We start from the raw sequence: 25,497 nt of genomic DNA on the forward strand, positions 1-25,497 counted from the left end.
TGACCTCAGTTGCCGAACAGGCGGTTACGCAGTGCGACGGTGGTCTGGTAGACCGCGCGCATGCGTCCATCGGTAGGGGCGGTATAGGTCACCCCCATGGATACCAGCGAGGCGTTGGAGTCTGCCTGGCGCGCTGCCGCCGGATCCGGACTGGAGACCAGCAGGCCCACCTGGACGACGCCGACACGTCGCCAGGCCAGGCCGATGTCGCTGGGCAGCGATTCCTGCACGGCCTTCGCCGTACCCTGACGATCGATGTAACCCGAAGGCCGAGCGCCCAGACTGCGATCCTGGCCGTAAAGCAGTTGCAGATTCTCTACTCCCTCCACCATCGCTTCCGGGCTGGACGCAACCAGATCGCCGTTGGGGGCCGCACCAAAGCGCACGCGGTACAGCGAGCTCTGCTTGGTCGTCGCGTCGTAACCCACGTAGTAGACGGCGCTTTCAGCGCGATACAGCATCGCCTGACCAAGCATGTAACCATTGCTGAAAGTGCGCGAGCCGTTCAACTTCACGGTATCGAAGGTGATGGTGCCAGTCGTTGCGTTGACTGCACTGGCCTGGAAGACCGTGGCAGAACCACAATCGGCAACACCGAAAAGACCCGGATTGGTCACGCCGCTGCGCAGCACCGACCAACGCGCGGCTTCAAAGGTGTACACCGGTTTTTCGATGGTGCCGCCGATGGCGGTGATCGGAACGCCGTCAGGCATCAGGTAGCGCAGCGCAATGATGTCGCTGCCGTCGACCCGGTTGGTCAACGCGCTGGAGATCGCCGTCGGCAATGCCGGGGTATAGGCGGTTCCCCCCGTCGCTGGTGTCGCTGCCAGCGTGAGTGTCTTGCCAGGCTCGGTGCCGGTGGCCTCGTAGCCTTGGATGGAACGCATGAAGTCGAGGCCAGGGTTGGCCGCGCCATCCAGGGTGGACTGCAGTGTGGACAACGACTCCAGCGTGTGCGCTTGGTCGTTGGTGCAGCCGAAATGTCCAGCCATGCGGATCTCACGCTGCAGCGTATCCATCGCGAAACGGCTGTTTTCCTGCACGCGGGCAAGACCTTCGGACAGCTGATAGGCGGTGCGCGAGGCGGAGAACACCTGCACCACCGCCAACAGGATGATCAGGCCGATGACCAGCGAGATCATCAGCTCGATCAGCGACAGGCCCTGCATGCGCCGGGCAGAGAAGCTGGCGCGGCTCACAGGCGAGTACTCGCGGTGAAGGTGGTGTCGACCGCATCCGCCTTCCAGCGTTCGTCGCCCCACGTGACCTGGACCGAATACTGATTGCCATTGCGGGTGACCGAGGCTTTGCTCTCCGCACCCAGCGATTTACCCAGGCGGCAGCGCCAGTCGGTCATGTAGGTGTCCTTGGCGATGGCCGCCCCGGTTGGCGGCGCACACTTGGTGGTCGTTGCGGTGTAATCACCCACGTACACCGGCGCGGCAACACGGTTGGCGCGGATCTGATCCAGCAGTTCGTAGCTGAGATTGGTGGCCTGCGTGCGGAAATTCGCACTCTGCACGTAGCGGACATTCATCGTCTGCAGCAGGGCGAAGCCCAGCAGGCCGAAGCCCAGCACAAGGATTGCGATCAGCACTTCGATCAGGGTGAAACCCTGTTGCGTGCGTCCGGAAAACCGACGACGTTGGTAAGCGGCGCGTGTCACTTGCAGGCCTCCTTCTGCAGGCGGGTCTGCCCGGTAAGCGAGATGGACAACCGCCGCTGCAGCGGTTGGCTGCCGCAATCGGCCGGACGCAATGTGATGTCCTGCGCGGTCACGGCACGGCTGCGGCCACGGGGGTCGAATGCGATGGTAAGGGCCTGGTCGCTGACGCCCTGCATCTTCGTCCGGGCCTCTGCATAGCGCAGCACGGCCTCGCCGGTATCGAAGCTGCCATTGCCATTGGCGTCGTTCCAGACCATCCAGCCATCCGTCCAGGACTTGCCATCGCAGCTGGTGCCCGCCGTGGAAGCACAGACCCCGCCACCATGCGTACCGCGAATGGCTTCCGAGCGCGCCAACGCAAGCGCAGCAATCAACTCGTTGCTGGTGGTGGCCATCCGGTTGGAGCGAATCGTGCCCTGAAAGCTGGGATAGGCAATGGTGCTCAGGATCGCCAGCACGGCAATCGTGACCATCAGTTCGACAAGCGTGAAGCCCTTGGACCGGCGCGATGACATTGGACGCTCCCCAGCGTGTTGGTGGCCACGATGGCGCACCCGCCTGCCGCCAGCAAGCGGCGGCAGGATGAACGGTCAGATCCGGGCGACGGGCGTCAAAGGCTTGACGTCCCGCCCTCCCCCGGCCGATCCGGCACGCCCCCCGCCGCGCCGCCCAGCCGCCCTCGCCCGGCTTACGCCAGCACCTGGTAGCAGGGCTGGTACTCGCCGGAGATCTTCATCCGGCGCTGCTCGACGAAGGCGCGCAGCAGCCCGTCCAGGGCCTGCATCATGTCGGGGTCGCCATGGATCTGGAACGGCCCGAACTCCTCGATGCGGCGCATGCCGTCTTCCTTCACATTGCCGGCGACGATGCCCGAGAACGCCCGGCGCAGGTCGGCCGCCAGCGCGTGTGGCGCACGCCCGTGATGCAGGTCCAGCGCAGCCATCGCTTCGTGGGTCGGCACGAACGGCTGCTGGTACTCCCACGGAATCTCGATGGACCAGTTGAAGAAGAACGAATCCTTCTGCGCCAGGCGATGTTCACGCACGCGCTTGATGCCGGCCGACATCTTCTTGGCCACCGCCACCGGGTCGCCAATGACGATTTCGTAGCGCTCGGCCGCAGCGTCGCCCAGGGTCAGGCGGATGAAGCGGTCGATCTGCTCGAAATACGGCGCGGCCACGGTCGGGCCGGTCAGGATCAGCGGGAACGGCAGGTCCTTGTTCTCCTCACGCAGCAGGATGCCGAGCAGGTACAGGATCTCCTCGGCGGTACCCACGCCGCCGGCGAACACGATGATGCCGTGGCCGATGCGGACGAAGGCTTCGAGGCGCTTCTCGATGTCCGGCATGATCACCAGGTGGTTGACGATCGGGTTCGGCGACTCGGCGGCGATGATGCCCGGCTCGGTCAGGCCGATGTAGCGCGTCACGGTCCGGCGCTGCTTGGCGTGGGCGATCGTGGCGCCCTTCATCGGGCCCTTCATCGCGCCCGGGCCGCAGCCGGTGCAGATGTCCAGGCCGCGCAGGCCCAGCTCGTAACCGACCTGCTTGGTATACAGGTATTCATCGCGCGAGATCGAGTGGCCGCCCCAGCAGACCACCAGGTTCGGATCACCCGGATTGAGGATGCGCGCATTGCGCAGCAGCCCGAACACCGCATTGGTGATGCCCTCGGACGACTCCAGCTCGGCCGCGTAGGCCGGGCCCATCTCGATGGCCATGTAGGCCAGATCGCGGACCACCGCGAACAGCAGCTCGGCCACGCCGCGGATGATCTCGCCATCGACGAACGCCATCGCCGGCGCATTAGCCAGGTCGATGCGCACGCCGCGATCCTGCTGTGCGACCTGGATGTCAAAATCGGGGTAAAGATCGCGCGCGGCGCGCGGATCATCGGAGGCACTGCCACTGGTCAGCACGGCCAGCGCGCAGCGGCGCAGCAGCTCGTGCATGCCACCACTGGAGGCGTCGCGCAGGCGCGCAACCTCGGCCCGCGACAGCACATCCAGGCCACCACGCGGGTAGATCCGCGCGTCCTGCACCGGCAGCGTCCGCGCTGCCTTTTCATTCGTTGTCATATCCACTTTTCTGCTTCCTTTAAGGTGTCCGACTGTACTGCCGCCCCCTTAAAAAGCAAAACGGCCGGGAAGCCCGACCGTTGGATAGGTGCGTCCCGCGTTCGCCGCTCCGGGACCGCTTCGGCGGCATCTGCGCCGCGCACGTGTCCGGATGCTACGCCGATGCCCTGCCCCCTGCAAGGACTTTCGCCTGAACGGAAAACGGCCGGGTTTCCCCGGCCGTTTCCGTATGCAGCAACTACGTCAGTTCATCAGAACTGGTAGCGGAAGCCCAGCTGCAGCGACCACTGCGACACACCGACGTCAAAGCCGTCTGCGTCATTGTTTGCCACCGCCGGCAGGTCAGCGCCGCGGAAGTTGTACACGTACTTGCCGTCCTTCATGCCCTGCAGGGTGGCCACACGCGCATCGGCAAAGAAGCCGTAGTCGTAGATGTTGCCCCACTTCTTGTTCAGCATGTTGCCGACGTTCTGGATGTCCAGCCACACTTCCGACTTGTGACCCTTCATGAAGCCCGGCAGCTGCTGGCTGATACGGATGTCGAAGGTGTTGATCCAGCCGGTACGGAACTGGTTGGCCGGAGCATAGCTACCCGCATACTTGGCCAGCTGCGGGTTGGCGGCCAGCCACTCGTAGAAGGACTTCTCCATTTCCGGGTTGGCGGTGAACCGACCGGTGTCCTTGTTGATGTCACCGAACAGCACATCGCCCCGGTTCGGCACGTAGAACAGGTCGTTCGCACTACGGCTGTCGCCGTTGGCGTCGTTGACGTAGACGTAGCTGTACGGACGGCCGCTACGGCCTTCGTACACCAGGCCCACCTTGGTTTCGTAGTCGCCGAAGAACTTGTGCTTCCAGTTCAGCGAGCCCGACAGGCGGTCGCGGATCTCGTAGCGCGAGGTGTTCTCGGTTTCGCTGTTGGCGTTGAAGGCGTACTGGTAGCCCCAGCCCGAGCTGGCGGTGGAGCTGGTCAGCGAGCCCACTTCGGTGGCGTCGGTGTAGGTGTAGCCGATGTTCCAGGACCAGTCGCTGGCTTCCGACCACGGCTTGCTCAACGACACGGTGAACTGCGAGGTACGGCCCTTGTCGGTGTTGGCGATTTCGTACACCGAGTCGTAGGCACCATTACGCCCGGCGCGTGCGTCGTTGTTGGTCCAGAGGTTGCCGTTGCGTGCCGCTGCGTAGTAGAGCTCACGGCCGTCCGGACCCAGCTGCTGCACCGGACCCAGGTTCAGGTTCTTGTAGTACAGCGCATCCTTGACCTTGGTGACCAGCAGCTCGGCCGAAGCCACGATGCCGTACCACGGGGTCTCATGGTCGAAGGCCAGGTTGGCCTTGTACACCGACGGCATGTTGAAGTCGCTGCCGACAAAATTGACGTTCTGACGGTTCGAGCCCGGGGCGGTCGGGACCGGCTGGCTGCCCTTGTTCGGGTTGAACGGCAGCGCCGGGTTGTTGGAGGTGTACGCGTAGACCGAGTTGTTGAAGCCGGTCGCCGAATAGCTGTTGCTCAGCCACACCTGCGGGGCATCACCCTGGAACAGACCCACGCCACCGCGCAGCTGGGTCGGGCGCTCGCTGTCGAAGGTGTAGTTGAAACCGAAGCGCGGCTGGATCAGGAACTTGTTGCTCAGCACATCGCTGTTGTTGCGACCGAAGAACGTCGACGCCGCAGCGTTGTAGGCCGGCGCCGGGCTGGTGTCAGCACGATCGCCACGCACGCCCAGGGTCAGGGTCAGGTTGTTGTTGACATACCAGGTGTCCTGCACGAACAGGGCCAGGTTGCTGAACTTGTAGTCAGCCGGAATCGAGCCCGGGGTGCGCTCCGGGTTGTAGTTGTAGCTGCTCCAACGGCCAGCGGCGAAGTTGTCCAGACCGTAGAAGGTGTAGGCACCCCACGAGTTGGCGCCGAAGTAGTTGTAGATGTCGTTGGTGTCGTACGACGCACCGAACTTGACGTCGTGGTCGCCCAGGGTCCAGGTACCGGCGGCGTAGTAGTTCCACGCCTTGGTTTCCAGGATGTTGTTCTGCGAGTTGACTTCGGTACCCAAGTACAGCGAGTCACCCGACGGCGAAGCCTGGCTGCCGCCGAAGAAGATGCGGATGCTCGGCGCGTCGGTGGACACGTTGCGGATCGCCGAGTACTCGCGGTACGAGGCCTTCAGTTCGGTCGAGAAGTTCGAGGTCCAGTCGCTGAACAGCTGGGCGACGTAGCTCTCGTTGGTCTTGTCATGCTGGTACCAGTACGAGCTCAGCGAGGCAGAGCTGGTGGTCATGCCGTTGATGCGCAGCTTGCTCTGGTCGATCTTGCTGTAACGGATGTTGGCACGGTGGTTTTCGCTGATGTTCCAGTCCAGCTTCAGCGCGTACTCTTCCATCTCCGTGTCGCCGTTGCTTTCCAGCCCACCGGCGTTGATGCCGTAGCCCTGCGCGATCTGCTGCGCGCGGGTCACGTCGGCCAGGGTGAACTGCGGGTTGGCCTTGCCCAGCGCGGTGCCGCTCAGGTCGGCGCCCGGGGCGGCCTGCTTGAACTTTTCGTAGTTGGCGAAGAAGAACAGCTTGTCCTTGATAATCGGACCGCCCAAGGTCACGCCGTAGGTCTCTTCCTTGGTGAAGCCGTTGAACGGCTGGCCTTCCGGGTTGTCACCGAACCAGTCGCCGTCACGGTAGGTGCCGTACACCGAACCGTGGAATTCATTGGTACCGGACTTGGTCACCGCGTTGACGGTGGCACCGGCGGCGGCAGCGATGCTGACGTCGTAGTTGGACAGGTTGATGTCCAGCGCCTCGATGGCTTCCATCGCGACCGGCTGGCGGCGGGTCGGCATGTTGTTGCCTTCCAGACCGAAGGTGTCGCTGGCCGAGACGCCGTCGATGTTGATCGAGTTGAAGCGCGGGTTCTGGCCGCCGGCCGAGATCGAGCCCGAGGCGCGATCGATGAAGGTCACGCGCGGATCCAGACGCATCAGATCCTGGATGTTGCCGCCGATGGACGGCGCAACTTCGATCTGCTGCTGGCTGATGTTGGTGCCCGAACCCATCTTGGTGGCGCTGAACACTTCCGAGCCGCCGCCGACAGCGGTGACCTGCACGGTGTCCAGGTTGGTCGCGGCGAGGTCGCCGGCCAGGGTGGCATTGATGGTGCCGGTCTGATTCACGCCCAGATAGACGCCATCTTCGGTCTTGGTGCCTTCACCCGGCTTGGTGATGGTGATCGAGTACGGACCACCCACGCGCAGGCCGCGCGCGTTGTAACGACCCGCCGCATCGGTGGTGGCACGCGAAACGGTGCCCGACTCGGTGTGGGTGATGGTGACTTCAGCACCGGCGACGGGCTGGCCGGCGCGGGACACGACCTGGCCGCCGACACCGGCAGAGGTGCTCTGGGCGAAGGCGGGAGCGGCGGCGAGCGCAGCCACGAGACCAAGGGTGAGCTTGGACATCCGGAATGGGTGAGTCATTGTTCGGTAGCCTCGATGCGAGTTGGCGATGGCGGAAAAAAAGCGCATCCAAGCAGCCTTGCGGGCGGCTGTTCGGACATTTATCTGGGGTTCCCTACCGTGAACGGCAGCTGCCGCAACGGTTAACACTAGATTAACACGCTACGCTTTCAATGTGACGGTTGTGCGACAAACGGCACCGGATCGCAACGCTATCGTGACGGAATCTTCATTCCGCTTTACTAACGTCTTCACTCGTCGATGCCGGATTGCCCGCATCGAGCACCTGCCCGCGCCACGCCTGTCCAGCGGCGGACAACAGGGTCACGGCCGCAGCAGCGGCCGCCTCCGGGCCACGTGCGGCCGGGTCCTGGTCGATCGAATAGGCCCGCGCCCGCAGGGCGGTACGCAAGGGGCCGGGGTAAAGACCACTTACCCGCACCGAGCTTCGGGCCAGCTCGTCATGCAGGCTGCCGATCAGCCCGCGCAGACCATGCTGGGCGGCACCATAGCCGCCCCAGTAAGCCTGCCCCACCCGCTCAGGAGCATCCACGGTGAATACCAGAGCCGCGTCTTCACGCTCGCGCAGCAACGGCAGGCAGGCCTGGGCCAGCCAGGCCGGAGCGGTCAGGGTGACGTGCACGGCACGGGCGAAACTGGCCGGGTCGGCCAGCTCGAACGGGGTCAGGCCGGGAAAGTGCGCTGCACAGATCAGCAGGCCATCAAGACGTCCCAGCTCCTGTGCCACGGCCTGGGCCAGTTCGGCATAATCGTCGGGACCTGCACCTTCCAGGTCCAACGGGTACAACAGGGGTTCCGGCCCCACCGCCTGCACCTGGGCGTAGACCCGGTCCAGCCGGCGTGGCTTGCGCCCCAGCAGGACCACGGTCGCTCCCGCCTCGGCGGCAGCCACAGCCGCGGCACTCCCCAGCCCACCACCGGCGCCGGCAACGAGCACCACGCGATCCTGCAAAGGGCGGCCATCGAGCGCCCCGTCTGCCGGTGACGTCGATGGCCAGGCGCTCATCCCTGCGCAGCCTCTTCGACGATGCGCTTGAGCTCGCCGGCTTCGAACAGTTCCATGACGATGTCGCAGCCGCCGATCAACTCACCGTTGATGAACAGCTGCGGGAAGGTGGGCAGATTGGAGAAGCGCGGCAGGTTGGCGCGGATCTCGGGCTCTTCCAGAACATTGACCGTGCGCAGCGCAACGGCGCCTGCGGCCATCAAGGCCTGCACGGCACGGCTGGAATAGCCGCACATGGGGTATTGCGGGGTGCCCTTCATGAACAGCACGAGCGGGTAACGATCCACCTCGGCCTGGATTTGCTGCATTACCGCCACACCTCACTCCTTGCTTCGCCGGACAAACCAACCGTGATGGTCGGCTAGACTGCCCACGGTAGTCCCCATTGTAAGCCGATGGTACCGGCTGCCGCCGCCCCCTGGCCACGAACCTGTCCATGCCCGTCGAATTGCCCGCCCTGCCCTACCTGCCCTCGTCCCTGCAGCCGCACCTGTCGGCACAGACCGTAGAACTGCATCACGGCCGCCACCATCGCACCTACGTCGACGCGGTCAATGCCGCCATTGTCGGCACCGAATGGGAAGAAGCCACGCTGGAGGACATCGTCCGCCACGCCCAGGGCGCGCTGTTCGATGCCGCCGCCCAAGCCTGGAACCACGGTTTCTATTGGCAATGCCTGCGCCCGCGCGGCGGCGGCGAGCCGCAGGGCCGTCTGGGCGAGCTGGTCAAGCGCCAGTTCGGCGACGGCCAACGCCTGCGCGAAGAGTTCAATCGAACCGCGCTTGGCCTGTTCGGCTCCGGCTGGGTGTGGCTGGTACAGCACCCGGGTGGGCAGCTCGGCCTGCAGGCCACGCGCAATGCGGGTACGCCATTGACCGGCGACAGCACGCCGCTGCTGTGCTGCGATGTCTGGGAGCACGCGTACTACACCGACTACCAGAATGATCGTGCGCGTTATCTGGAAGCATTCTGGCAACTGGTGAACTGGGAGTTCGCCGAGAACCAGCTGCGCTGATACGGACGGGCATCCGCCGGGCATGGCCCGGCGCTACCGGCATCACGCCAGGCCGTGGTGGGCGCTCATCCTGGTCGGCCCTGCTCTGGTAGATGCCCATCCTGGTGGGCCCTGCTCTGGTAGATGCCCACCTTGGTGGGCGTTGCGGGCCAGCGGCCGGCACTACCAGCATCAGCGACGTCTGCCGGCCAGCGGCCGGCATTACCGGGACAGCGGCGCCGGCCGGCGAGCGGTCGGCACGCCTTCGCTCAGCGGTTGCGCAGCGCGTGCACGGCCGGGGCCACCTGGGCCTGGCGGTCGAGCTCCAGGCCTACCTGCTCCAGCGCATCGGCCAGTGCACCGGCATCATCGTCACGCAGCGTCGCGTGACCAACCTTGCGGCCGTCACGTGATTCCTTGCCGTAATCGTGCCAATGGCCGCTGGCCTGCTGCAGGACCGGCGTCGGGTCGGGCATCGCCCCCAGCCAGTTCAGCATGCAGGCATGGCCGAGCATGCGAGTACTGCCCAGCGGCAGGCCGAGCACCGCACGCAGGTGGTTCTCGAACTGGGAGGTTTCGCTGCCTTCGATGGTCCAATGACCCGAGTTGTGCACGCGTGGTGCCATCTCGTTGGCCAGCAGTTCACCGTCGCGGCAGAACAGCTCCAATGCGAACACACCCACGTACTGCAGGTGTTCGGCGACACGATGGGCATAGCCGATCGCCGCTTCGTGCTCGGCAGCGGACAGCACCGCCGGTGCCACGCTTGCCGACAACACACCGTCGACATGCCAGTTGCCGGTGACCGGCCAGGCCCGAAAGCTGCCATCGCGGCCGCGCACGGCCACCACGCTGACTTCACGCTGGAAGGCGACGAAGCCCTCGAGGATCAGGCCGGTGCGCTCGACCTGCGCCCCCAGCGCCTGCCATGCCGCCTCGATATCCGCTTCGCTGCGCAGGCGGAACTGACCCTTGCCGTCGTAGCCCAAGCGGCGGGTCTTGAGGATGCACGGCAGGCCGAATTCGGCGGCCTTGGCAGCCAGCTCGTCGCGGCTGCGGATATCGGCGAACGCCGGCAGCGGAATACCCAACTGCTGGAACAGGGTCTTCTCGCTCAACCGGTCCTGGGCCACGGCCAGCGCGGACGGCGGCGGGTAGACCGGCACACGGTCGGCCAGCCACTGCGCGCTGTCAGCTGGCACGTTCTCGAAATCGAAGGTAACCACGTCGACTTTGGCAGCGAAGTCCGCCAGGGCCTGCCGATCATCGAAGGCGCCGACGGTGAGCGGCGCCAGCGGGCCACTACAGGCGTCGGCGGCCGGATCATACAGTTCGAAGCGCAGTCCCAGCGGCGCACCGGCCAGGACCATCATGCGGGCGAGCTGACCGCCGCCGAGGATGCCGACGGTCAGGCTCATTGGCGCGGATCGTCGTGGGCCATCACATCTTCGGTCTGGCGTGCGCGGAACGCGTCGAGCGCCTGGCCGATCGCCGGCTGGTCGCTGGCCAGCATCGCCGCAGCGAACAGCGCGGCATTGGACGCGCCGGCATTGCCGATGGCGAAGGTGGCGACCGGGATGCCGGCGGGCATCTGCACGATCGACAGCAGCGAATCCATGCCGTTGAGGGCCTTGGACTGYACCGGCACGCCCAGCACCGGCACCGCGGTCTTGGCCGCGATCATGCCCGGCAGGTGCGCAGCACCGCCGGCACCGGCGATGATCGCGCGCAGGCCACGCAGACCCGCCTGCTCGGCGTAACTGAACAACACATCCGGCGTCCGATGGGCGGACACCACCTTCACTTCGAACGGAACACCCAGAGCTTCAAGCTTCTGGGCGGCGTGCTGCATGGTTTCCCAGTCGGAGCGGGAACCCATGACGATGCCGACAAGCGGCGCGATCGGGTTGGGGGTCATTGGCCGTCACCTGCCTTAAAGACGTATTCTAGCCATCTTCCACGCAAGACGAAGAACCATGGATCGCAAGCTGCTCGACCTGCTGGTATCTCCCGATACCCGCCAGCCCCTGTCCCTGCTGGATGGCAAGGGCCTGGAAGCCCTCAACCGGGCGATCGCCGCCGGTACCGTCAACCGCGCCGATGGCAACCCGCTGGCGCAGCCGCTGCGCGAAGCCCTGGTCACCCGCGACCGCAAGCAGGTATTCCGCGTCGACGACGGCATTCCGGTGCTGTTGGCCGAAGAAGCCATCCCGACCGCACAGATCGCCGACTTCCCGACCGCATGAGCGCGCTGCCGACGCCGGATCCAGCCGTCGTCGCGGCCGATGTCGCCCGCGCGTTGGCCGAGGACCTGGACAGTGGCGACGTCACCGCCGCCCTGCTGCCCGACCAGCCCGACAGTGCCTACCTGCTGTGCAAGCAGGATGCAGTGATCGCGGGCCGTCCGTGGTTCGATGCCACCCACCGCGCACTCGATGCGGACGTGCAGATCGAGTGGCGGGTGGCCGAAGGCGACAGCGTCAGCGCCGGCACCGTGCTGGCCCTGTTGCATGGTCGCAGCCGCAGCCTCGTCAGCGCCGAACGCACCTCGTTGAATTTCCTGCAGACCCTGTCCGGCACAGCGACCACCACTGCCCGCTACGTGGCTGCGGTGGAAGGTACGGGCACTCGCATCCTTGATACCCGCAAGACCCTGCCCGGCCTGCGTCTGGCGCAGAAGTACGCGGTGCGGTGCGGCGGCGGCGACAACCATCGCTTCGGCCTGTACGACACGGTGATGCTGAAGGAGAACCACATCCGCGCGGCCGGTTCACTGGCTGCGGCTGTGTCGGCCGCCCGCCAGCAATGGCCACAGCTGCCGCTGGTGGTCGAGGTCGAGGACCTGGAACAGCTGCGGCAGGCGCTGGAAGCCGGCTGTGAACGCATCCTGCTGGACGACTTCAGCCCGGAACTGCGGCGCGAAGCGGTACGCATCACCGAAGGCCGCATTCCACTGGAGGTGTCCGGCAGCGTCGGCCTCGGCGGCCTGCGCTCGATCGCCGAAGATGGCGTGGACTGCATTTCCATCGGCGGCCTGACCAAGCACGTGCAGGCAATCGACCTGTCGTTGAAACTGGGTCCGCCACCGGGTTGAGGGTGGATTCGCGGATCGTGATGTTGCCGGCCAGCGGCCGGCACTACCGTTCTCACACCCGGCGTTCACAACGGCGCTGCGACGCTGCGGCCATCCCCCACAGGAGCCGCGCATGCGCCGGATGCTCTTGCCTGCCTGCCTGCTGCTGGCAGCGACGCCCTTCTCGGCTGCCGCTGTCGAAGCCTGCGATGTTCCACCTCGTTTCGGCCTGAGCCCATTGGCGATCGCCATCCGCAACACCGCCTGCAACGAGCATCGGCTCTGGTATCGCCCCTTCATCGACCGTGACGGCCGCGCCGCCAGTCTCAGTGTCACCGAGGCCGAAGGCGATCATCTGGCCGACAACGGCCTGATCGCCTGGCAACGGGTCACCAGCTACTGGCGCGAAAGCGGCACGCTCAACGCGCTGGGCAGCCAGCCCGGCGCCAGCAGCTGCCTGGCACCGCTGGGCACGCGTTACACCGACAGCGATTGCCGCGCCTTCCTGATCGACAATCCGTGGTCGGCGGCCTTCATTTCCTGGGTGATGGTGCGTGCCGGCGTACCCGGCTTCAATACTTCCCCACGCCATATCGACTACATCCGCGCCGCCTACCAGGCAGGCCCTTCCGGCGTGCCCTACCGCCTGGTGGACCCGGCCACCGCCAAGCCTGCGCCGGGCGATCTGCTGTGCTTCCTGCGCGACCGCAGCAGCACGCTCAGTTACAGCGGATTGGTGCAGGCCCTGGGCAACGGCTCGGTCGGCCATTGGAAGTCGCATTGCGAAGTGGTGGTGGCGGCCAACCTCGGTGGCGACCAGACGCTTTACCTGGTGGGCGGCAATGTCATGAACACCGTGGCGATGCGCCTGCTGCAACTGGATCGCACCGGCACGATCAAGCTACCGCCGCCGCGCGAGCGCGATACCACCGGCATCGACCCGACCTGCACGCCGGGCCGTGAGGACGAATGCAGCTTCAACCGGCAGGATTGGGCCGCGCTGCTGCAGTTGAATGCCACTGCGCCGCGGGTCGCACCGCTTCCGCCGGTGATACCCGCTGCGCCGACACCGTTGCCGCTGCAGCCGGCAACGGAGCCTGGCAGCAATCGCTGAGCAGATGCCGCTTGATCCGGTCGCCATTCGTCGCCATCTTTGGCGGATCGACACCTGACGGCTGACGCCATGCCCACCCTGCTGTTCCTGCTGATTGCCGGCGGTATCGTCTACTTCTTCTGGAACGCAGCGCGTTCGGCCGCCGAACGTGCGATCGAACTGGGCCGCAACGCCTGCCGTGCCGCCGATGTGCAGTGGCTGGACCAGGCCGTGCACGCCACGGGCCTGCGCCTGTCGCGCGGGGAAGACGGACGCCTCGGCTTCGAACGCACCTTCAAGTTCGAGTATTCCTACGACGGCATCGATCGCCATGTCGGCCGCATGGTGCTGCGCGGCGATCAGCTGGTTTCCTTCACCGGCCCGGGCGCGGCACGGATCAGCCAGATCCGTGCGGACAACGAAGAGGCCGAGGATGTGTAGGGGCTAAAGGTGTGCCGACCAACGGTCGGCCCCCACCATTACTTGACCACGCGCAGGGTCGGACGGCCTTTCGGCGGCGGACCAGCGGGCGGCGTGTCGTCCGGCGGCGTCTGCTCATCGTCGTGCAGCAGCTCATCACTGGCCGGCGCCGGCTCGCCACCGGGAATGTCATCCGGCAGCGCCATGCCCTGCCCGGTTTCGCGGGCATATACCGCCAGTACGGCGCTGATCGGCACCTGCACCGGATAGCTGGTGCCGGAGAAGCGCGCCGAGAAGCTCACCGACTCGTTGTCGATCACCAGCCGTACCACCGCGCGTTCGGCGATGTTGAGCACCACCCGGCCATCCTTGATGGCTGAAGGCGGAACCTGCACGCCGGGAACGCCGGCGTCGACCAGGATGTGCGGCGTCAGCTGGTTGTCATTGATCCATTCCACCAGTGCCCGCAACAGGTACGGTCGGTGGCTGGTCATGTGGAAGAAGTCTTCGGTCATGCGTGAAGTGTAGCGCCCGACGCCCCGGCCGGGGCGGATCGCCTGCACGCCGGTCGGCGTGCAGACGGGAAAGCGGATGGCGGATCAGCCCGGCAGATCGCGCAGTTTCTTTTCCTGATCGGTCAGGCTGCGGACGAAACCGGGGTGGCGGAAGATACGGTTGCCGTAGTCCTCGATCGCCTTGCTGTCCTTCGGCAACGGCACATCCAGCGACTGCAGGCGCCAGATGATCGGCGCCATCGCGCAGTCGGCCAGGCTCATTTCCGGGTTGAGGAAGAACTTGCTGGCCTTGAACAACGGCAGCGATGCCGTCAACAGTTCCTTCAGCCGCTTGCGCCCTGCCTCGGCCTGGGTCTTGTTGCCCAGCTGGATCGCCTGCACCTGCGGCACCCAGTCGTGCTCGATACGCAGCATGGCCAGGCGGATGCGAGCGCGCGACAGCGGATCAACCGGCATCAGCGGCGGATGCGGATAGCGCTCGTCCAGATACTCGCTGACCACCGACGCGGCATACAGCACCAGCTCGCGCTCGACCAGGGTCGGCACCGAGTGGTACGGATTGAGATCGATCAGATCTTCCGGCGGGTTCTGTGGATCCACCGGTACGAAGTCGAAACTCACGCCCTTGGCCGCCAGCACCAGGCGCACACGGTGGCACAGTACATCGTCGTTCGAGGAAAACAGCGTCAGTGTATTGCGCATGCGTACGCTCGCCGCCATCAAAGGCTCTCCTACGACAGGAGACCGCCTGCCGCATCGGCGCCGCCAGCACCGTGCTGACGGTCGACTCCTCCCCGAGTGTGCAACCGACCATCACAAAAGCCAATAGGCCCGTTGCGATGGCCGGCCCTGGATCAGTGCACGTCCTTCCAGTATTCCTTCTTCAACAGGTACACCAGGAAGGTCAGCAGGGCCAGGAACAGGATCACCCAGACACCGAGCTGCTGCCGCTTCAGCGCGGCCGGCTCGCCGGCGTATTCAAGGAAGTTGGTGATGTCGCGCACGGTCTGGTCGTACTGTGCCGCATCGACCGAGCCCGGGCTTTCGATGCGCAGGCCCGTCACCGGCGGATCCATGCCCGGCGCTTCGGCCTTGCCATGCACCGCATGCTGCAGGCCCTGCATCTCCCACAACGGATTGGGCATGGATGCGTTGGCAAACAGCGCGTTGTTCCAGCCCAGCGGGCGGCTGCTGTCCAGGTAGAAAGACTTCAGGTAGGTGTAGATCCAGTCGCTGCCGCGCACCCGGGAAATCAGGCTCAAGTCCGGCGGCATCTTGCCGAACCACTTTTCGGCCTGCTCCTTGGGCATCGCCACCGGCACCGGATCGCCGATCGCCGAGCCGGTGAAGTTGAGGTTGTTCATCACCTCTTCCTCGCTCAGCCCCAGGTCATCGCCCATCCGCGAATAGCGCAGGTACTTCAGTGCATGACAGCCACTGCAGTAGTTCATGTACAACTGGGCGCCGCGCTGCAGCGACGCCCGGTCACCCAGGTCGTTGCCGGCCTGCAGGAGCTTGGTGCCGCCCTCGGCAGCCATGGCCAGGGTACTGCCCAGCATCAGGGCGGCCGCCAGGGCCAGCCGGACCATCCAGCGCTCAGTCATGCGTGGTCACCCTTTCCGGTACCGGCTTGGTCTTGTCCAGCCTTGTCCATATCGGCATGGTGATGAAGAAGGCGAAGTACAGGAAGGTCAGCACCCGCCCGACATAGGTCTCGTGCGCATCGGTACCAGGACCGGAACCGATCACCATCAGCCACGCAAAGCACACCACGAACATGCCCAGCAGGCCGCGCGACAGCCAGCCGCGGTAGCGGTAGGACTTGACCTTGGCCCGGTCCAGCCAGGGCACCAGGAACAGGATGGCGATGGCCGAGAACATCACGATCACGCCACCCAGCTTGTTCGGCACCACCCGCAACATCGCGTAGTACGGCGTGTAGTACCAGACCGGCTTGATGTGCTCGGGGGTGACCAGGCGATTGGCTTCGGTGAAGTTGTCGTGTTCCAGGAACAGGCCACCGAAGGCCGGTGCGAAGAAGATGATGAAGGCCGCGATGATCAGCAGGAAGCCCGCGCCGACGCCGTCCTTGAGYGTGTAGTAGGGATGGAACGGAATGCCGTCGGTCGGCGCGTTCGGTGACCAGCGGTTGCCCTTCGGCCCCTTCTTGATCTCCACGCCATCAGGATTGTTCGATCCCACTTCATGCAGCGCGCCCAGGTGCAGCACCACCAGCAGCAGCAGGACCAGCGGCAGCGCGATCACGTGCAGTGCGAAGAAGCGGTTGAGCGTGGCGTCGCTGGGCAGGTAATCGCCCATGATCCATTCGGTCAGGCCGTTGCCGATCACCGGAATGGCGCCGAACAGCGAGATGATCACCTTGGCGCCCCAGAACGACATCTGGCCCCACGGCAGCACGTAGCCCATGAAGGCTTCGGCCATCAACACCAGGTAGATCAGCATGCCCAGGATCCACACCAGTTCGCGTGGCTTCTGGTAGCTGCCATACAGCAGCCCGCGGAACATGTGCAGGTAGACCACGATGAAGAACAGCGAGGCACCGGTGGAGTGCATGTAGCGGATCAGCCAGCCCCACTCCACGTCACGCATGATGTATTCGATGGAGGCGAATGCTTCGGCGGCATTCGTCTTGTAGTGCATGGTCAGGAAGATGCCGGTGACGATCTGGTTGACCAGCACCAGCAGCGCCAGCGAGCCGAAGTAGTACCAGATGTTGAAGTTCTTCGGCGCGTAGTACTCACTGACGTGCTTGCGATAGATCGGCATCAACCCCGGCGCGCGGGCATTGACCCAGTCGGCCACGCCGGTGGCGGTACGGCTGAGGATGTTGGACATCAGGCAGCCCCCTGCGGATCGACACCGATGATGATGGTGTTGTCGTCCTGGTAGTGGTGCGCGGGCACCTTCAGGTTGATGGGTGCGGGCACGTCCTTGAAGACGCGGCCGGACATGTCGAAGCGCGACTTGTGGCAGGGGCAGAAATAGCCCCCCTTCCATTGGGGGTCGTAGGGCTCGGGGCGGATTTCACCGACCATTTCCGGCGAACAGCCCAGGTGCGTGCAGAGACCGACCAGCACCGAGATCTCGGGCTTGATCGAGCGCAGCTCCGGGTTCTGCTTGAGCACGTACTCCGGCTGCTGGTCCTTCTCGCCGGACTCGGGGTCCTTCAAGCGGCCATCCAGCCCATGCAGCGCGTCAAGGATCGCCTTGGACCGTTTGACGATCCAGATCGGCTGGCCACGCCATTCCACGATCAGGCGTTGGCCTTCCTGCAGGGCGCTGATGTCGGCCACCACCGGTGCGCCGGCAAGCTTGGCGCGGGCACTGGGGTTCCAGGATTTGATGAAGGGAACTGCGGTGAATCCGACGCCGACGGCGCCCACCACGGCTGTGGTGGCAGTAAGAAAACGCCGACGTCCGGTGTTGACTGGATCGTGTACCCCATCGTTGGCCATCCGGCACTCCGATATTGATTAGGTAGCTTTAAGGCTGCCAGCGGTTCCGGTGGGGGCCAGAGCCGCATTGAATCTCGGTCGAGTGTAGCGGAACCGTTGCGCGCCACACAACGCATTGCAACAACATAGTTTGCGGGGTTGCCGGCCAGCGGCCGGCACTACCTGTTCAAAGGTGTGCGACTGACAGTCGACACCTACCTGTTAACGGTGGGCCGACCAACGATCGGCACCTACTGCTTGCTCAGCACCGTGCGATAGCGCTCGGCCAGCTGGCCGACCCGGCGCACGTAATACTGGGTCTCGCTGTAGGGAGGCACGCCGCGATGGCGATCGACCGCGCCCTCGCCCGCGTTGTAGCCGGCAGCGGCCAGGGTCAGGTCTCCATTGAAACGCTTCAACAGCCACGCCAGATACTGCACACCGCCACGGATGTTCTGCCCCGCGTCGTAGGAATCGCTGACGCCGAAGCGCGCGGCGGTGGGCGGCATCAGCTGCATCAGGCCCTGGGCGCCGGCACGGCTGAGTGCGGTCGGGTTGTAGGCCGACTCGGCATGGATGATCGCGCGTACCACGGCCTCTTCCACCCCGAATTCGCGTGCGGCCGAGGTGATCTCGCTCTGGAAGGCCGTGGTGTTCAGGCGCACGCTGCCGAAATCGACGCGCGGATTGACCCCGCAGGCGTAGCAGCGCTCCATGAAGCTGTAGCGGATCGTCCGCACCGGGCCGAGGTTGGCGACCTGGGTCGGGCGTGCGCTGGTGTAGTGGCGCACCCCGTCCTGCATGTACGAATAGACCTGTCCGCTGACCATCCTGCCGCCGCGCGGACTGGCCGGCGTAGCGGCCGCTGCGGGTGCCGGGGTCGCTGCGACAGCAGGACTGGCCGCAGCGGCGGCGACCGCGACCGGATTACGCTCGGCGTTGGCCACCACTGCAGCAGGTGCCGCAGGTGCTGGTAGCGGGGTTGGCACCGGCGTGGCGACCGCAGCGCGCACCGCCCTGCCCGCGCTGCGGGTGTAGCTGATGGTGCTGCATTGGGCACCGGCCACCCGCTTGCTGACATAGCTGGTGACACCGTCGGCGCCGAGGCACTTGTACAGGGTACCGGCGCTGGCCGGCGCAGCGGTCAGCGCAGCGATGATGATCGCCGTTATCCCCAGTCTCCCCTTCATGGCCGCGAGTGTCCCAGCTTCGCTGCAGCTTGCCAAGGGCGCCGGCTCAGACCGTGACGGCGGGCACGGCCAGGACCTGGCCGAGCCCGGTCAGGCGCTGGGCCAGCTCCTCGCGCAGCTCGGCCGGCATGGTCCACACCGCCACCGGCAGGCGATCCAGGCTGAGGATCTGGGCCAGCATCATGCCGCGGCTTTCCGCGCCCATCCGCAACAGGCAATGCGCTGGTCCGTCGGCCTCCAGCACGCCGCACCAGGGTGGAATGCGCCCGGTCAGCTCCGCTTCGCTGCCGGCCAGGCGCAGGACGGCCTGCAGCGCGAACGGCGCCTGGCTGACCGCCTGACGCACCATCACATCCGGCGGCGCCGGAGTGCGCCGATGCAGGCCGGGCTCTGGCAGCGGACGCACTGCGCCCATCCGGTCCACGCGCAGCGTGCGCCAATCCTGCCGCCCCAGGTCCCAGGCCAGCAGATACCAGCGCCGTCCGTAGTTGACCAGGTGCTGGGCCTCGACTTCCCGTTGCGTCACCGCGTCCTGCGCGCTGCGGTATTCGAAGGCCAGCCGCGCGGCCTGCCGGCAATGCTGGGCCAGCTGCCCGAGCAGGCGCGCGTCGGTGGACGGCAGGTCAGACAGGGTCGCAGTGGCGGCATGCACTTCGCCGGCCTGCTGGCGGCGACGCGCCGGCACCAGCGGGTCGAGCTTGGACAGCAGGCCCCGTGCCGTGTCGTCGATGCCGGAGACCGTGGCCGACGCCGCGCGCAGGGCAATCGCCAGTGTGGTGGCCTCCTCCTCATCCAGCAGCATCGGCAGCACCGGCGCACCCGCACCCAGCCGATAGCCCCCGCCTACGCCTGCCGAGGCCTGCACCGGGTATCCCAGCTCGCGCAGGCGCTCGACATCGCGGCGGATGCTGCGCCGGTCCACGCCCATGCGCTCGGCCAGCTCGGCGCCGGACCAGTGACGGCGGGCCTGCAGCAGGGAAATCAGGCGAAGCAGGCGATGGGCGGTATGGCGCATGAGAGATCGCGGACAGAAGTCGTCCGCAATTGTGCCCCAGCATGACCCCACTTCACCACCACCTGCAGGGAGCAATGCCATGACGTCACGCCAGATCACCCTCTACCACGCCGCCCGTTCACGCTCGAGCGGCGCTGTCGCCCTGCTCGAAGCGCTGGGCGCCGACTACCGCATGCAGGTGCTGGACCTGAAGGCTGGCGCCAACCTGGCCCCGGCCTACCTGGCGATCAACCCGATGGGCAAGGTGCCGGCCATCGTCCACAACGGCGCCCTGGTGACCGAGCAGGTGGCGATCTATCTGTACCTGGCCGACCTGTACCCGGAAGCAGGGCTGGCGCCGCCGATCGGCGACGCCCTGCGCGGCCCTTACCTGCGCTGGATGGCCTTCTATGGCGCCTGTTTCGAGCCGGCGATGATCGACCGGGCGATGCGCCGCGATCCTCCGCCGCATGCGATGTCGCCCTACAACGATGCCGATACGGTGCTGCAGGTGATCGAAGCACAGCTCGCGCAGGGACCGTACCTGCTGGGCGAGGTGATGAGTGCGGCCGACGTGCTGTGGGGCAATGCGCTGGCCTGGACCAGTGCGTTCGGCCTGGTGCAGCCAGCACCGGCGACGGCCGCCTACATCGAACGGATGAGCGCGATGACCGCGTTTGATCGTTCGCGGCAGATCGATGCGGAGCTGATCGCGGCGTAAGGGCACTCGCCGGGCACGGCCCGGCGCTACCAAACGGGGCGGGATGCGGGTGGCGCGGGACCATGGCGCCGCGCGAGCGCAGGGCGAGCGGGGCGGGATGCGGGTAGAATCGCCCCTTTCCCGCCACCCGAATGGATTAAGCGCCATGACCGGGACGCCAGACGTCTTTCCGCCCGCCACGCCGGGCGGTACCCCGCTCGTTGCCCTGCCCTCTGGTCCGCGCAAGCCCGACCAGGTGAAAGGCAAGCTGTACATCAAGACCCACGGTTGCCAGATGAACGAGTACGACTCGGCCAAGATGGCCGACGTGCTCGCCGCCAGCGATGGCCTGGAACTGACCGATCGCCCGGAAGACGCCGACGTCATCCTGGTCAACACCTGCTCGATCCGCGAAAAGGCGCAGGAGAAGGTGTTCAGCCAGCTGGGCATCTGGAAGAGCCTGAAGAACCAGGGCCGCGAGGTCATCATCGGCGTTGGCGGTTGCGTGGCGTCGCAGGAAGGCGAGGCGATCATCAAGCGTGCGCCGTTCGTCGACCTGGTGTTCGGCCCGCAGACACTGCATCGCCTGCCGGAACTGATCCGCGCCCGTCGCGAGCAGCAGCGCCCGCAGGTGGACATCAGCTTCCCGGARATCGAGAAGTTCGAYCGCMTGCCCGARCCGCGTGCTGATGGCGCATCGGCATTCGTGTCGATCATGGAGGGCTGCTCCAAGTACTGTTCGTTCTGCGTGGTGCCCTACACGCGTGGCACCGAAGTCAGCCGCCCGTTCGAAGACGTGGTGGTGGAAGTGGCACAACTTGCGGCACAGGGCGTGCGCGAGATCAATCTGCTCGGCCAGAACGTCAACGCCTACCGTGGCCCCTATGGTGATGGCGAGCTCGCCGACCTGGGCCTGCTGATCCGCACCATCGCCGAGATCGACGGCATCGGTCGCATCCGCTTCACCACCTCGCACCCGCTGGAGTTCAGCGATTCGTTGATCGACGCGTTCCGCGATGTACCGCAGTTGGCCAACTTCCTGCACCTGCCGGTGCAGGCTGGCAGCGACCGCGTGCTGTCGGCGATGAAACGCGGTTACACCGCTCTGGAATTCAAATCGAAGATCCGCAAGCTGCGTGCGGTGCGCCCGGACATCTCGATCAGTTCGGACTTCATCGTCGGTTTCCCCGGCGAGACGGATGCTGATTTCGAGAAGACCATGAAGCTGATCGAGGATATCGGCTTCGACCACAGCTTCTCCTTCATCTATTCGCGTCGCCCGGGCACGCCGGCTGCAGACCTGGAAGACACGATCAGCGACGCGGAAAAGCATGCGCGCCTGTCGCGGCTGCAGGAACGAATCAACGCGCATGCCGCGCAGATCTCCGAAAAGATGGTCGGCAGCGTACAGACCGTGCTGGTGGAAGGCCCTTCGCGCAAGAACCCGAACGAACTGACCGGCAAGACCGAGAACATGCGTTCGGTGAACTTCCCGGCGCACCCGCGCCTGATCGGCCAGTTCGTGGACGTGGTGATCACGGAAGCGATGACCAACTCGCTGCGCGGGCGCGTCGTGACGGAATAGGGTGTGCCGACCAACGGTCGGCACCCACCGAGGGATTGAGGTGTGCCGACCAACGGTCGGCACCCACCGAGGAATTGAGGTGTGCCGACCAGCGGTCGGCACCTACCGGGGTGGATGCCGACCGTTGGTCGGCGTGCTTCAATCCAGGCGTTTGCGGAAGCGCAGGATGGCCAGGGTCATCATCGCCACGATGAACACCAGCAGCGCCAGCGCGTCCGGCCACAGCTCCCACAGCGAAGCCCCGCGCAGCATGATGCCGCGTACCAGGCGCAGGAAATGGGTCAGCGGCAATACTTCAGCCAGCCACTGCACCGGCCGGGGCATGCCAGCGAACGGGAACATGAAGCCCGACAGCAGGATGGAGGGCAGGAACAGGAACAGGGTCATCTGCATGGCCTGGAACTGCGAACGCGCCCGGGTTGAAATCAACAGGCCCAGCGCCAGGTTGGCCAGCACCAGCAGCACGGCGGCCAGATAGACATCCAGCAGGCTGCCGCGGATCGGGACCTCGAACAACCACGTGCCCAGCAGCAGCACCAGGGTGGTCTGCAGCAGACCGATCGCTGCGTATGGCAGTACCTTGCCGACCATCAGTTCGCTGCGCGATACCGGCGTGGCGATCAGCAGCTCCATGTTGCCGCGTTCGCGCTCGCGTACCACCGCCACTGCAGTGAACATCACCAGGGTCATGGTCAGGATCACTCCGATCAGGCCGGGCACGATGTTCACCGCTGACCGTCGTTGCGGGTTATAGAAGCTGATGACACTCACCGGCCCGCTGGCGATGCTGCCTTCGCGTAGCGGCCGCGTGTTGCTGGTCGGCCGCGTGTCCAGCGGCACCTGCGCCAACTGGATCGCCGCACTCTGCACCACCGTGTCGCTGCCATCGACCAGTACCTGCACCGCTTCGCGGCCTTCGTAGCGGCGTCGTTCGAAATCGGCGGGAATCACGATACCCACGCTGATCCGGCCCCGTCGCAACGCCTCCATCAGCTGGTCGGGCGTATAGGCCTGTGCGCGCGGGGCAATCACACCGGTGGCGACCATGTCCTGCACCAGCGCGCGAGAAGCCGCACTGTTGGCCTGGTCGGCGATGCCGGCATCCAGGTGCCGCAGGTTGAGGTTGATCGCATAGCCGAACAGCAGCAGCTGCATCACCGGGATGCCGATGATCATCGCCAGGGTGATCCGGTCGCGGCGCAGCTGGCGCAGCTCCTTGAGCATGATCGCCCACAGCCGTCGCAGGCTCATGCCGCCGGCTCCCGGCCGCGGCCACGGGTAGCGGAAACGAAGACGTCTTCCAGGTTGGGCGCCACCGGTTCGATGCTGGCCTGCGGATCGGCGGTGGCAAGGGCCTGCGCCAGCACGGCGGTATCGGCCGCGCCCTCGCTGCACAGCACACGCAGCTCGGTGCCGATCTGCGCCACGCTGAGCACGCCCGGCAGCGCCGCCAGCGCGCGGCTGGCCTGCCGGGGTTGCGCGGTGGTGACGGCCAGGGTGCGACCCTGCAGCTGCGCGCACAGTTCGGCCGGCGTGCCATCGGCTACCAGGGCACCGCGATCAAGGATCGCCAGCCGGTGGCAGCGTTCGGCCTCGTCCATGTAGTGGGTGGACACCAGCACCGTGGTGCCGGCATCGGCGAGTTCGAACAGCGCCTCCCAGAAATCGCGACGCGACTCGGGATCGACCGCACTGGTCGGCTCATCCAGGAACAGCAGTTCCGGCGCATGGATCACCGCACCGGCCAGCGCCAGCCGCTGCTTCTGCCCACCACTGAGGGTGCCGGCCAACTGCACCTGGCGGTCCTGCAGGCGATACTGCAGCAGCAGCGCATCGACCCGTTGCCGCGCCTGCGCGCGTGGCAGATCCTGGATGGCGGCAAGGAATTCCAGGTTCTCCCGCACTGACAGATCTTCGTACAACGAAAAGCGCTGGGTCATGTAGCCGATGCGGCGGCGCAACGCTTCGGCCTGCGCCGGGATCGCCAGGCCCAGCACGTCGATCTCGCCCGCGCTCGGCTCAAGCAGCCCGCACAGCATGCGGATGGTGGTCGACTTGCCCGAGCCGTTGGGGCCGAGGAAGCCGTATACCTGCCCACGCGGCACCTGCAGATCGACGTTGTCCACCGCCAGCAGGTCGCCGAAACGGCGGCTCAGGCCCTGCGCGCGCACGGCGATGCCATCGACCGGATTCAGAAACGCACCTGCACCGGCAGCCCGGCAGGCAGCGCCTGCATGTCGGCACTGTCGTCGATCTCGATCTCGACCAGGTAGCTCAGCCGCGAGACGTCATCACCGGTCAACGCGTAATAGGGGGTAAAGGAGGGTTCACTGCGGATCGACCGCACATGCCCTTTCAATACGGTATTCGCGCCGTCCAGCTGCACCTGCACCGCCTGCCCTACTTTCACCTGCAGGCGCAATGGCTGCGGCAGGTACACACGCGCATACGGCCGTTCGCCCACCAGCATCACCACCAACGGCGCACCGATCGGTGCCTGGTCGCCTTGCCTGTAGGGCAACGCATCAACCACGCCATCGCGTGGCGCGCGCAGCTGCAGTTTCTGCAGGTTGACGGCCTGCACGACCTCCTGTGCCTGTGTCGCCCTGGAGGTAGCCTGGCCCTGGGCGATGTCCTCACGACGGTTGCCGCGCTGCAGCTCCAGCCACACCTGTTCGGCAGCGCGCACGCTGGCCACGGCGTTGTCGGCGGCCGCTCGCGCCCGGTCGAGGTCGGCGGCCGCAACCAGCCGCTGGCGGGCCAGCGGTTGCACCCGGCGGTAGTACGCGGTGGCTTCCGCCGCCTGCGCGCGCAGCGCGGTGAGCTGTGCCTGCGCCTGGGCGATCTGCTCCGGACGCGGTCCCACCTGCAGTTCCTCGAGCTGTGCCTGCGCGCGGGCCGTTTCGGCCTGTGCGGCGTCGAGCTGGGCTGCGCCACGGACAGGGTCCAGGCGCATCAGCAGCGCGCCCGCCTTGACCGCCTGCCCCTCGCGCACGTCAACGGTACTGATCACTTCAGCCGCCGGTGCGGGCACGCTGATCCGGTCCCATTCAAGCGTACCCAGTGCTGCTGGTGGTGCTTCGCCGCACCCCGCCAGCAGGCAGCTGCCCAGCAACCCCATCCTGCGCACCCACGTGCCCACGGCCATGCGCCACCTCCTGCGATGGCGCCACGGTGCCATGCTCCCTGTGCACCCGCAATGATCCAGATCAGCGCTGGCCAATAATTGATCAGCCGCTGCCAACGCCACTGCCGCAAGGCTCGCTGC

General features: G+C 65.9%; 26 protein-coding genes. 7 read left to right on the forward strand and 19 right to left on the reverse strand.

Annotation, left to right across the window (positions count from 1 at the left end; all coding sequences use genetic code 11):
* Nucleotides 1-5: 5 nt before the first annotated feature.
* From AB4Y98_RS02625 to grxD, 7 genes are all read right to left on the reverse strand, one after another.
* A complete protein-coding gene (locus tag AB4Y98_RS02625; protein ID WP_363731033.1) occupies nt 6-1,199 on the reverse strand; it encodes a PilW family protein in 1,194 nt (397 codons plus the stop codon).
* Nucleotides 1,196-1,666, reverse strand: coding sequence for a type IV pilus modification protein PilV (pilV, locus tag AB4Y98_RS02630; protein WP_223494716.1), 471 nt, complete (start codon nt 1,664-1,666; stop codon nt 1,196-1,198). The genes AB4Y98_RS02625 and pilV overlap by 4 nt, the downstream gene beginning before the upstream one ends.
* A complete protein-coding gene (locus AB4Y98_RS02635; RefSeq protein ID WP_312786243.1) occupies nt 1,663-2,181 on the reverse strand; it encodes a GspH/FimT family pseudopilin in 519 nt (172 codons plus the stop codon). Before AB4Y98_RS02635 ends, pilV begins: the two co-directional genes overlap by 4 nt.
* Before the next feature lie 173 nt (nt 2,182-2,354).
* The gene (ppnN, locus tag AB4Y98_RS02640) at nt 2,355-3,743 is read right to left on the reverse strand and encodes a nucleotide 5'-monophosphate nucleosidase PpnN (RefSeq protein WP_223494715.1); all 1,389 of its coding nucleotides are present in this window, start codon (nt 3,741-3,743) and stop codon (nt 2,355-2,357) included.
* 251 nt (nt 3,744-3,994) lie between these two features.
* Nucleotides 3,995-7,204: a TonB-dependent receptor gene (locus AB4Y98_RS02645; protein WP_394195727.1), complete on the reverse strand. Its 3,210-nt coding sequence runs from the start codon at nt 7,202-7,204 to the stop codon at nt 3,995-3,997.
* 208 nt (nt 7,205-7,412) lie between these two features.
* Complete coding sequence (locus AB4Y98_RS02650) at nt 7,413-8,210, reverse strand: SDR family NAD(P)-dependent oxidoreductase (protein WP_312786928.1); 798 nt, start codon at nt 8,208-8,210, stop codon at nt 7,413-7,415.
* Nucleotides 8,207-8,527, reverse strand: coding sequence for a Grx4 family monothiol glutaredoxin (grxD, locus tag AB4Y98_RS02655; protein ID WP_025875264.1), 321 nt, complete (start codon nt 8,525-8,527; stop codon nt 8,207-8,209). Before grxD ends, AB4Y98_RS02650 begins: the two co-directional genes overlap by 4 nt.
* Nucleotides 8,528-8,646: 119 nt before the next feature.
* On the opposite strand from grxD, the gene AB4Y98_RS02660 reads away from it, so the two are divergent.
* The gene (locus tag AB4Y98_RS02660; protein ID WP_312786927.1) at nt 8,647-9,225 is read left to right on the forward strand and encodes a superoxide dismutase; all 579 of its coding nucleotides are present in this window, start codon (nt 8,647-8,649) and stop codon (nt 9,223-9,225) included.
* A 248-nt stretch (nt 9,226-9,473) separates the two neighbouring features.
* On the opposite strand, the gene AB4Y98_RS02665 is transcribed toward AB4Y98_RS02660, so the two are convergent.
* Both AB4Y98_RS02665 and purE read right to left on the reverse strand, forming a co-directional pair.
* Nucleotides 9,474-10,622, reverse strand: a complete 1,149-nt coding sequence (locus AB4Y98_RS02665; protein ID WP_363731022.1) for a 5-(carboxyamino)imidazole ribonucleotide synthase — start codon at nt 10,620-10,622, stop codon at nt 9,474-9,476.
* Nucleotides 10,619-11,122, reverse strand: coding sequence for a 5-(carboxyamino)imidazole ribonucleotide mutase (gene purE / locus AB4Y98_RS02670; RefSeq protein WP_442243717.1), 504 nt, complete (start codon nt 11,120-11,122; stop codon nt 10,619-10,621). Before purE ends, AB4Y98_RS02665 begins: the two co-directional genes overlap by 4 nt.
* A 58-nt stretch (nt 11,123-11,180) precedes the next feature.
* Between purE and AB4Y98_RS02675 the strand changes: the two genes are divergently transcribed.
* From AB4Y98_RS02675 to AB4Y98_RS02690, 4 genes are all read left to right on the forward strand, one after another.
* Nucleotides 11,181-11,450, forward strand: a complete 270-nt coding sequence (locus AB4Y98_RS02675) for a Trm112 family protein (RefSeq protein WP_089240025.1) — start codon at nt 11,181-11,183, stop codon at nt 11,448-11,450.
* A complete protein-coding gene (gene nadC, locus AB4Y98_RS02680) occupies nt 11,447-12,298 on the forward strand; it encodes a carboxylating nicotinate-nucleotide diphosphorylase (protein ID WP_442243718.1) in 852 nt (283 codons plus the stop codon). The genes AB4Y98_RS02675 and nadC overlap by 4 nt, the downstream gene beginning before the upstream one ends.
* Nucleotides 12,299-12,410: 112 nt before the next feature.
* Nucleotides 12,411-13,391: a DUF2272 domain-containing protein gene (locus AB4Y98_RS02685; RefSeq protein WP_312107884.1), complete on the forward strand. Its 981-nt coding sequence runs from the start codon at nt 12,411-12,413 to the stop codon at nt 13,389-13,391.
* A gap of 69 nt (nt 13,392-13,460) precedes the next feature.
* The gene (locus tag AB4Y98_RS02690) at nt 13,461-13,811 is read left to right on the forward strand and encodes a DUF3301 domain-containing protein (protein ID WP_025875275.1); all 351 of its coding nucleotides are present in this window, start codon (nt 13,461-13,463) and stop codon (nt 13,809-13,811) included.
* 38 nt (nt 13,812-13,849) lie between these two features.
* Here AB4Y98_RS02690 and AB4Y98_RS02695 read toward each other — a convergent pair whose 3' ends face one another.
* The 7 genes from AB4Y98_RS02695 to AB4Y98_RS02725 form a co-directional block, all read right to left on the reverse strand.
* Nucleotides 13,850-14,305, reverse strand: a complete 456-nt coding sequence (locus AB4Y98_RS02695; RefSeq protein ID WP_025875278.1) for a ClpXP protease specificity-enhancing factor — start codon at nt 14,303-14,305, stop codon at nt 13,850-13,852.
* Between the two features lie 84 nt (nt 14,306-14,389).
* Nucleotides 14,390-15,025, reverse strand: a complete 636-nt coding sequence (locus tag AB4Y98_RS02700; RefSeq protein WP_089240017.1) for a glutathione S-transferase N-terminal domain-containing protein — start codon at nt 15,023-15,025, stop codon at nt 14,390-14,392.
* A gap of 134 nt (nt 15,026-15,159) precedes the next feature.
* On the reverse strand, nt 15,160-15,909 hold the full coding sequence (locus AB4Y98_RS02705; RefSeq protein ID WP_442243719.1) for a cytochrome c1: 750 nt from the start codon (nt 15,907-15,909) through the stop codon (nt 15,160-15,162).
* On the reverse strand, nt 15,902-17,161 hold the full coding sequence (locus tag AB4Y98_RS02710; protein ID WP_025875284.1) for a cytochrome b: 1,260 nt from the start codon (nt 17,159-17,161) through the stop codon (nt 15,902-15,904). Before AB4Y98_RS02710 ends, AB4Y98_RS02705 begins: the two co-directional genes overlap by 8 nt.
* Nucleotides 17,161-17,781 carry a ubiquinol-cytochrome c reductase iron-sulfur subunit gene (gene petA, locus AB4Y98_RS02715; protein ID WP_025875286.1) on the reverse strand — a complete coding sequence of 207 codons (621 nt, stop codon included), beginning with the start codon at nt 17,779-17,781 and terminating at the stop codon, nt 17,161-17,163. Before petA ends, AB4Y98_RS02710 begins: the two co-directional genes overlap by 1 nt.
* A gap of 230 nt (nt 17,782-18,011) precedes the next feature.
* Nucleotides 18,012-18,950, reverse strand: coding sequence for a lytic transglycosylase domain-containing protein (locus tag AB4Y98_RS02720; protein WP_442243720.1), 939 nt, complete (start codon nt 18,948-18,950; stop codon nt 18,012-18,014).
* 46 nt (nt 18,951-18,996) lie between these two features.
* A complete protein-coding gene (locus AB4Y98_RS02725; RefSeq protein ID WP_442243721.1) occupies nt 18,997-19,965 on the reverse strand; it encodes a helix-turn-helix transcriptional regulator in 969 nt (322 codons plus the stop codon).
* A 79-nt stretch (nt 19,966-20,044) separates the two neighbouring features.
* On the opposite strand from AB4Y98_RS02725, the gene AB4Y98_RS02730 reads away from it, so the two are divergent.
* Nucleotides 20,045-20,665: a glutathione S-transferase family protein gene (locus AB4Y98_RS02730; RefSeq protein ID WP_105163793.1), complete on the forward strand. Its 621-nt coding sequence runs from the start codon at nt 20,045-20,047 to the stop codon at nt 20,663-20,665.
* A 145-nt stretch (nt 20,666-20,810) separates the two neighbouring features.
* Complete coding sequence (miaB, locus tag AB4Y98_RS02735) at nt 20,811-22,229, forward strand: tRNA (N6-isopentenyl adenosine(37)-C2)-methylthiotransferase MiaB (RefSeq protein WP_442243722.1); 1,419 nt, start codon at nt 20,811-20,813, stop codon at nt 22,227-22,229.
* Nucleotides 22,230-22,367: 138 nt separating this feature from the next.
* Here miaB and AB4Y98_RS02740 read toward each other — a convergent pair whose 3' ends face one another.
* From AB4Y98_RS02740 to AB4Y98_RS02750, 3 genes are read right to left on the reverse strand one after another with little or no spacing between them, the layout of a single operon-like run.
* Nucleotides 22,368-23,480 carry an ABC transporter permease gene (locus tag AB4Y98_RS02740; protein WP_080149299.1) on the reverse strand — a complete coding sequence of 371 codons (1,113 nt, stop codon included), beginning with the start codon at nt 23,478-23,480 and terminating at the stop codon, nt 22,368-22,370.
* A complete protein-coding gene (locus AB4Y98_RS02745) occupies nt 23,477-24,400 on the reverse strand; it encodes an ABC transporter ATP-binding protein (RefSeq protein WP_442243723.1) in 924 nt (307 codons plus the stop codon). Before AB4Y98_RS02745 ends, AB4Y98_RS02740 begins: the two co-directional genes overlap by 4 nt.
* A 20-nt stretch (nt 24,401-24,420) precedes the next feature.
* Nucleotides 24,421-25,377: an HlyD family secretion protein gene (locus tag AB4Y98_RS02750; RefSeq protein WP_442243724.1), complete on the reverse strand. Its 957-nt coding sequence runs from the start codon at nt 25,375-25,377 to the stop codon at nt 24,421-24,423.
* Nucleotides 25,378-25,497: the final 120 nt, after the last annotated feature.

The sequence above is a fragment of the Stenotrophomonas sp. 2YAF26 genome (genome assembly GCF_052114625.1).
Lineage (GTDB): Bacteria > Pseudomonadota > Gammaproteobacteria > Xanthomonadales > Xanthomonadaceae > Stenotrophomonas > Stenotrophomonas indicatrix.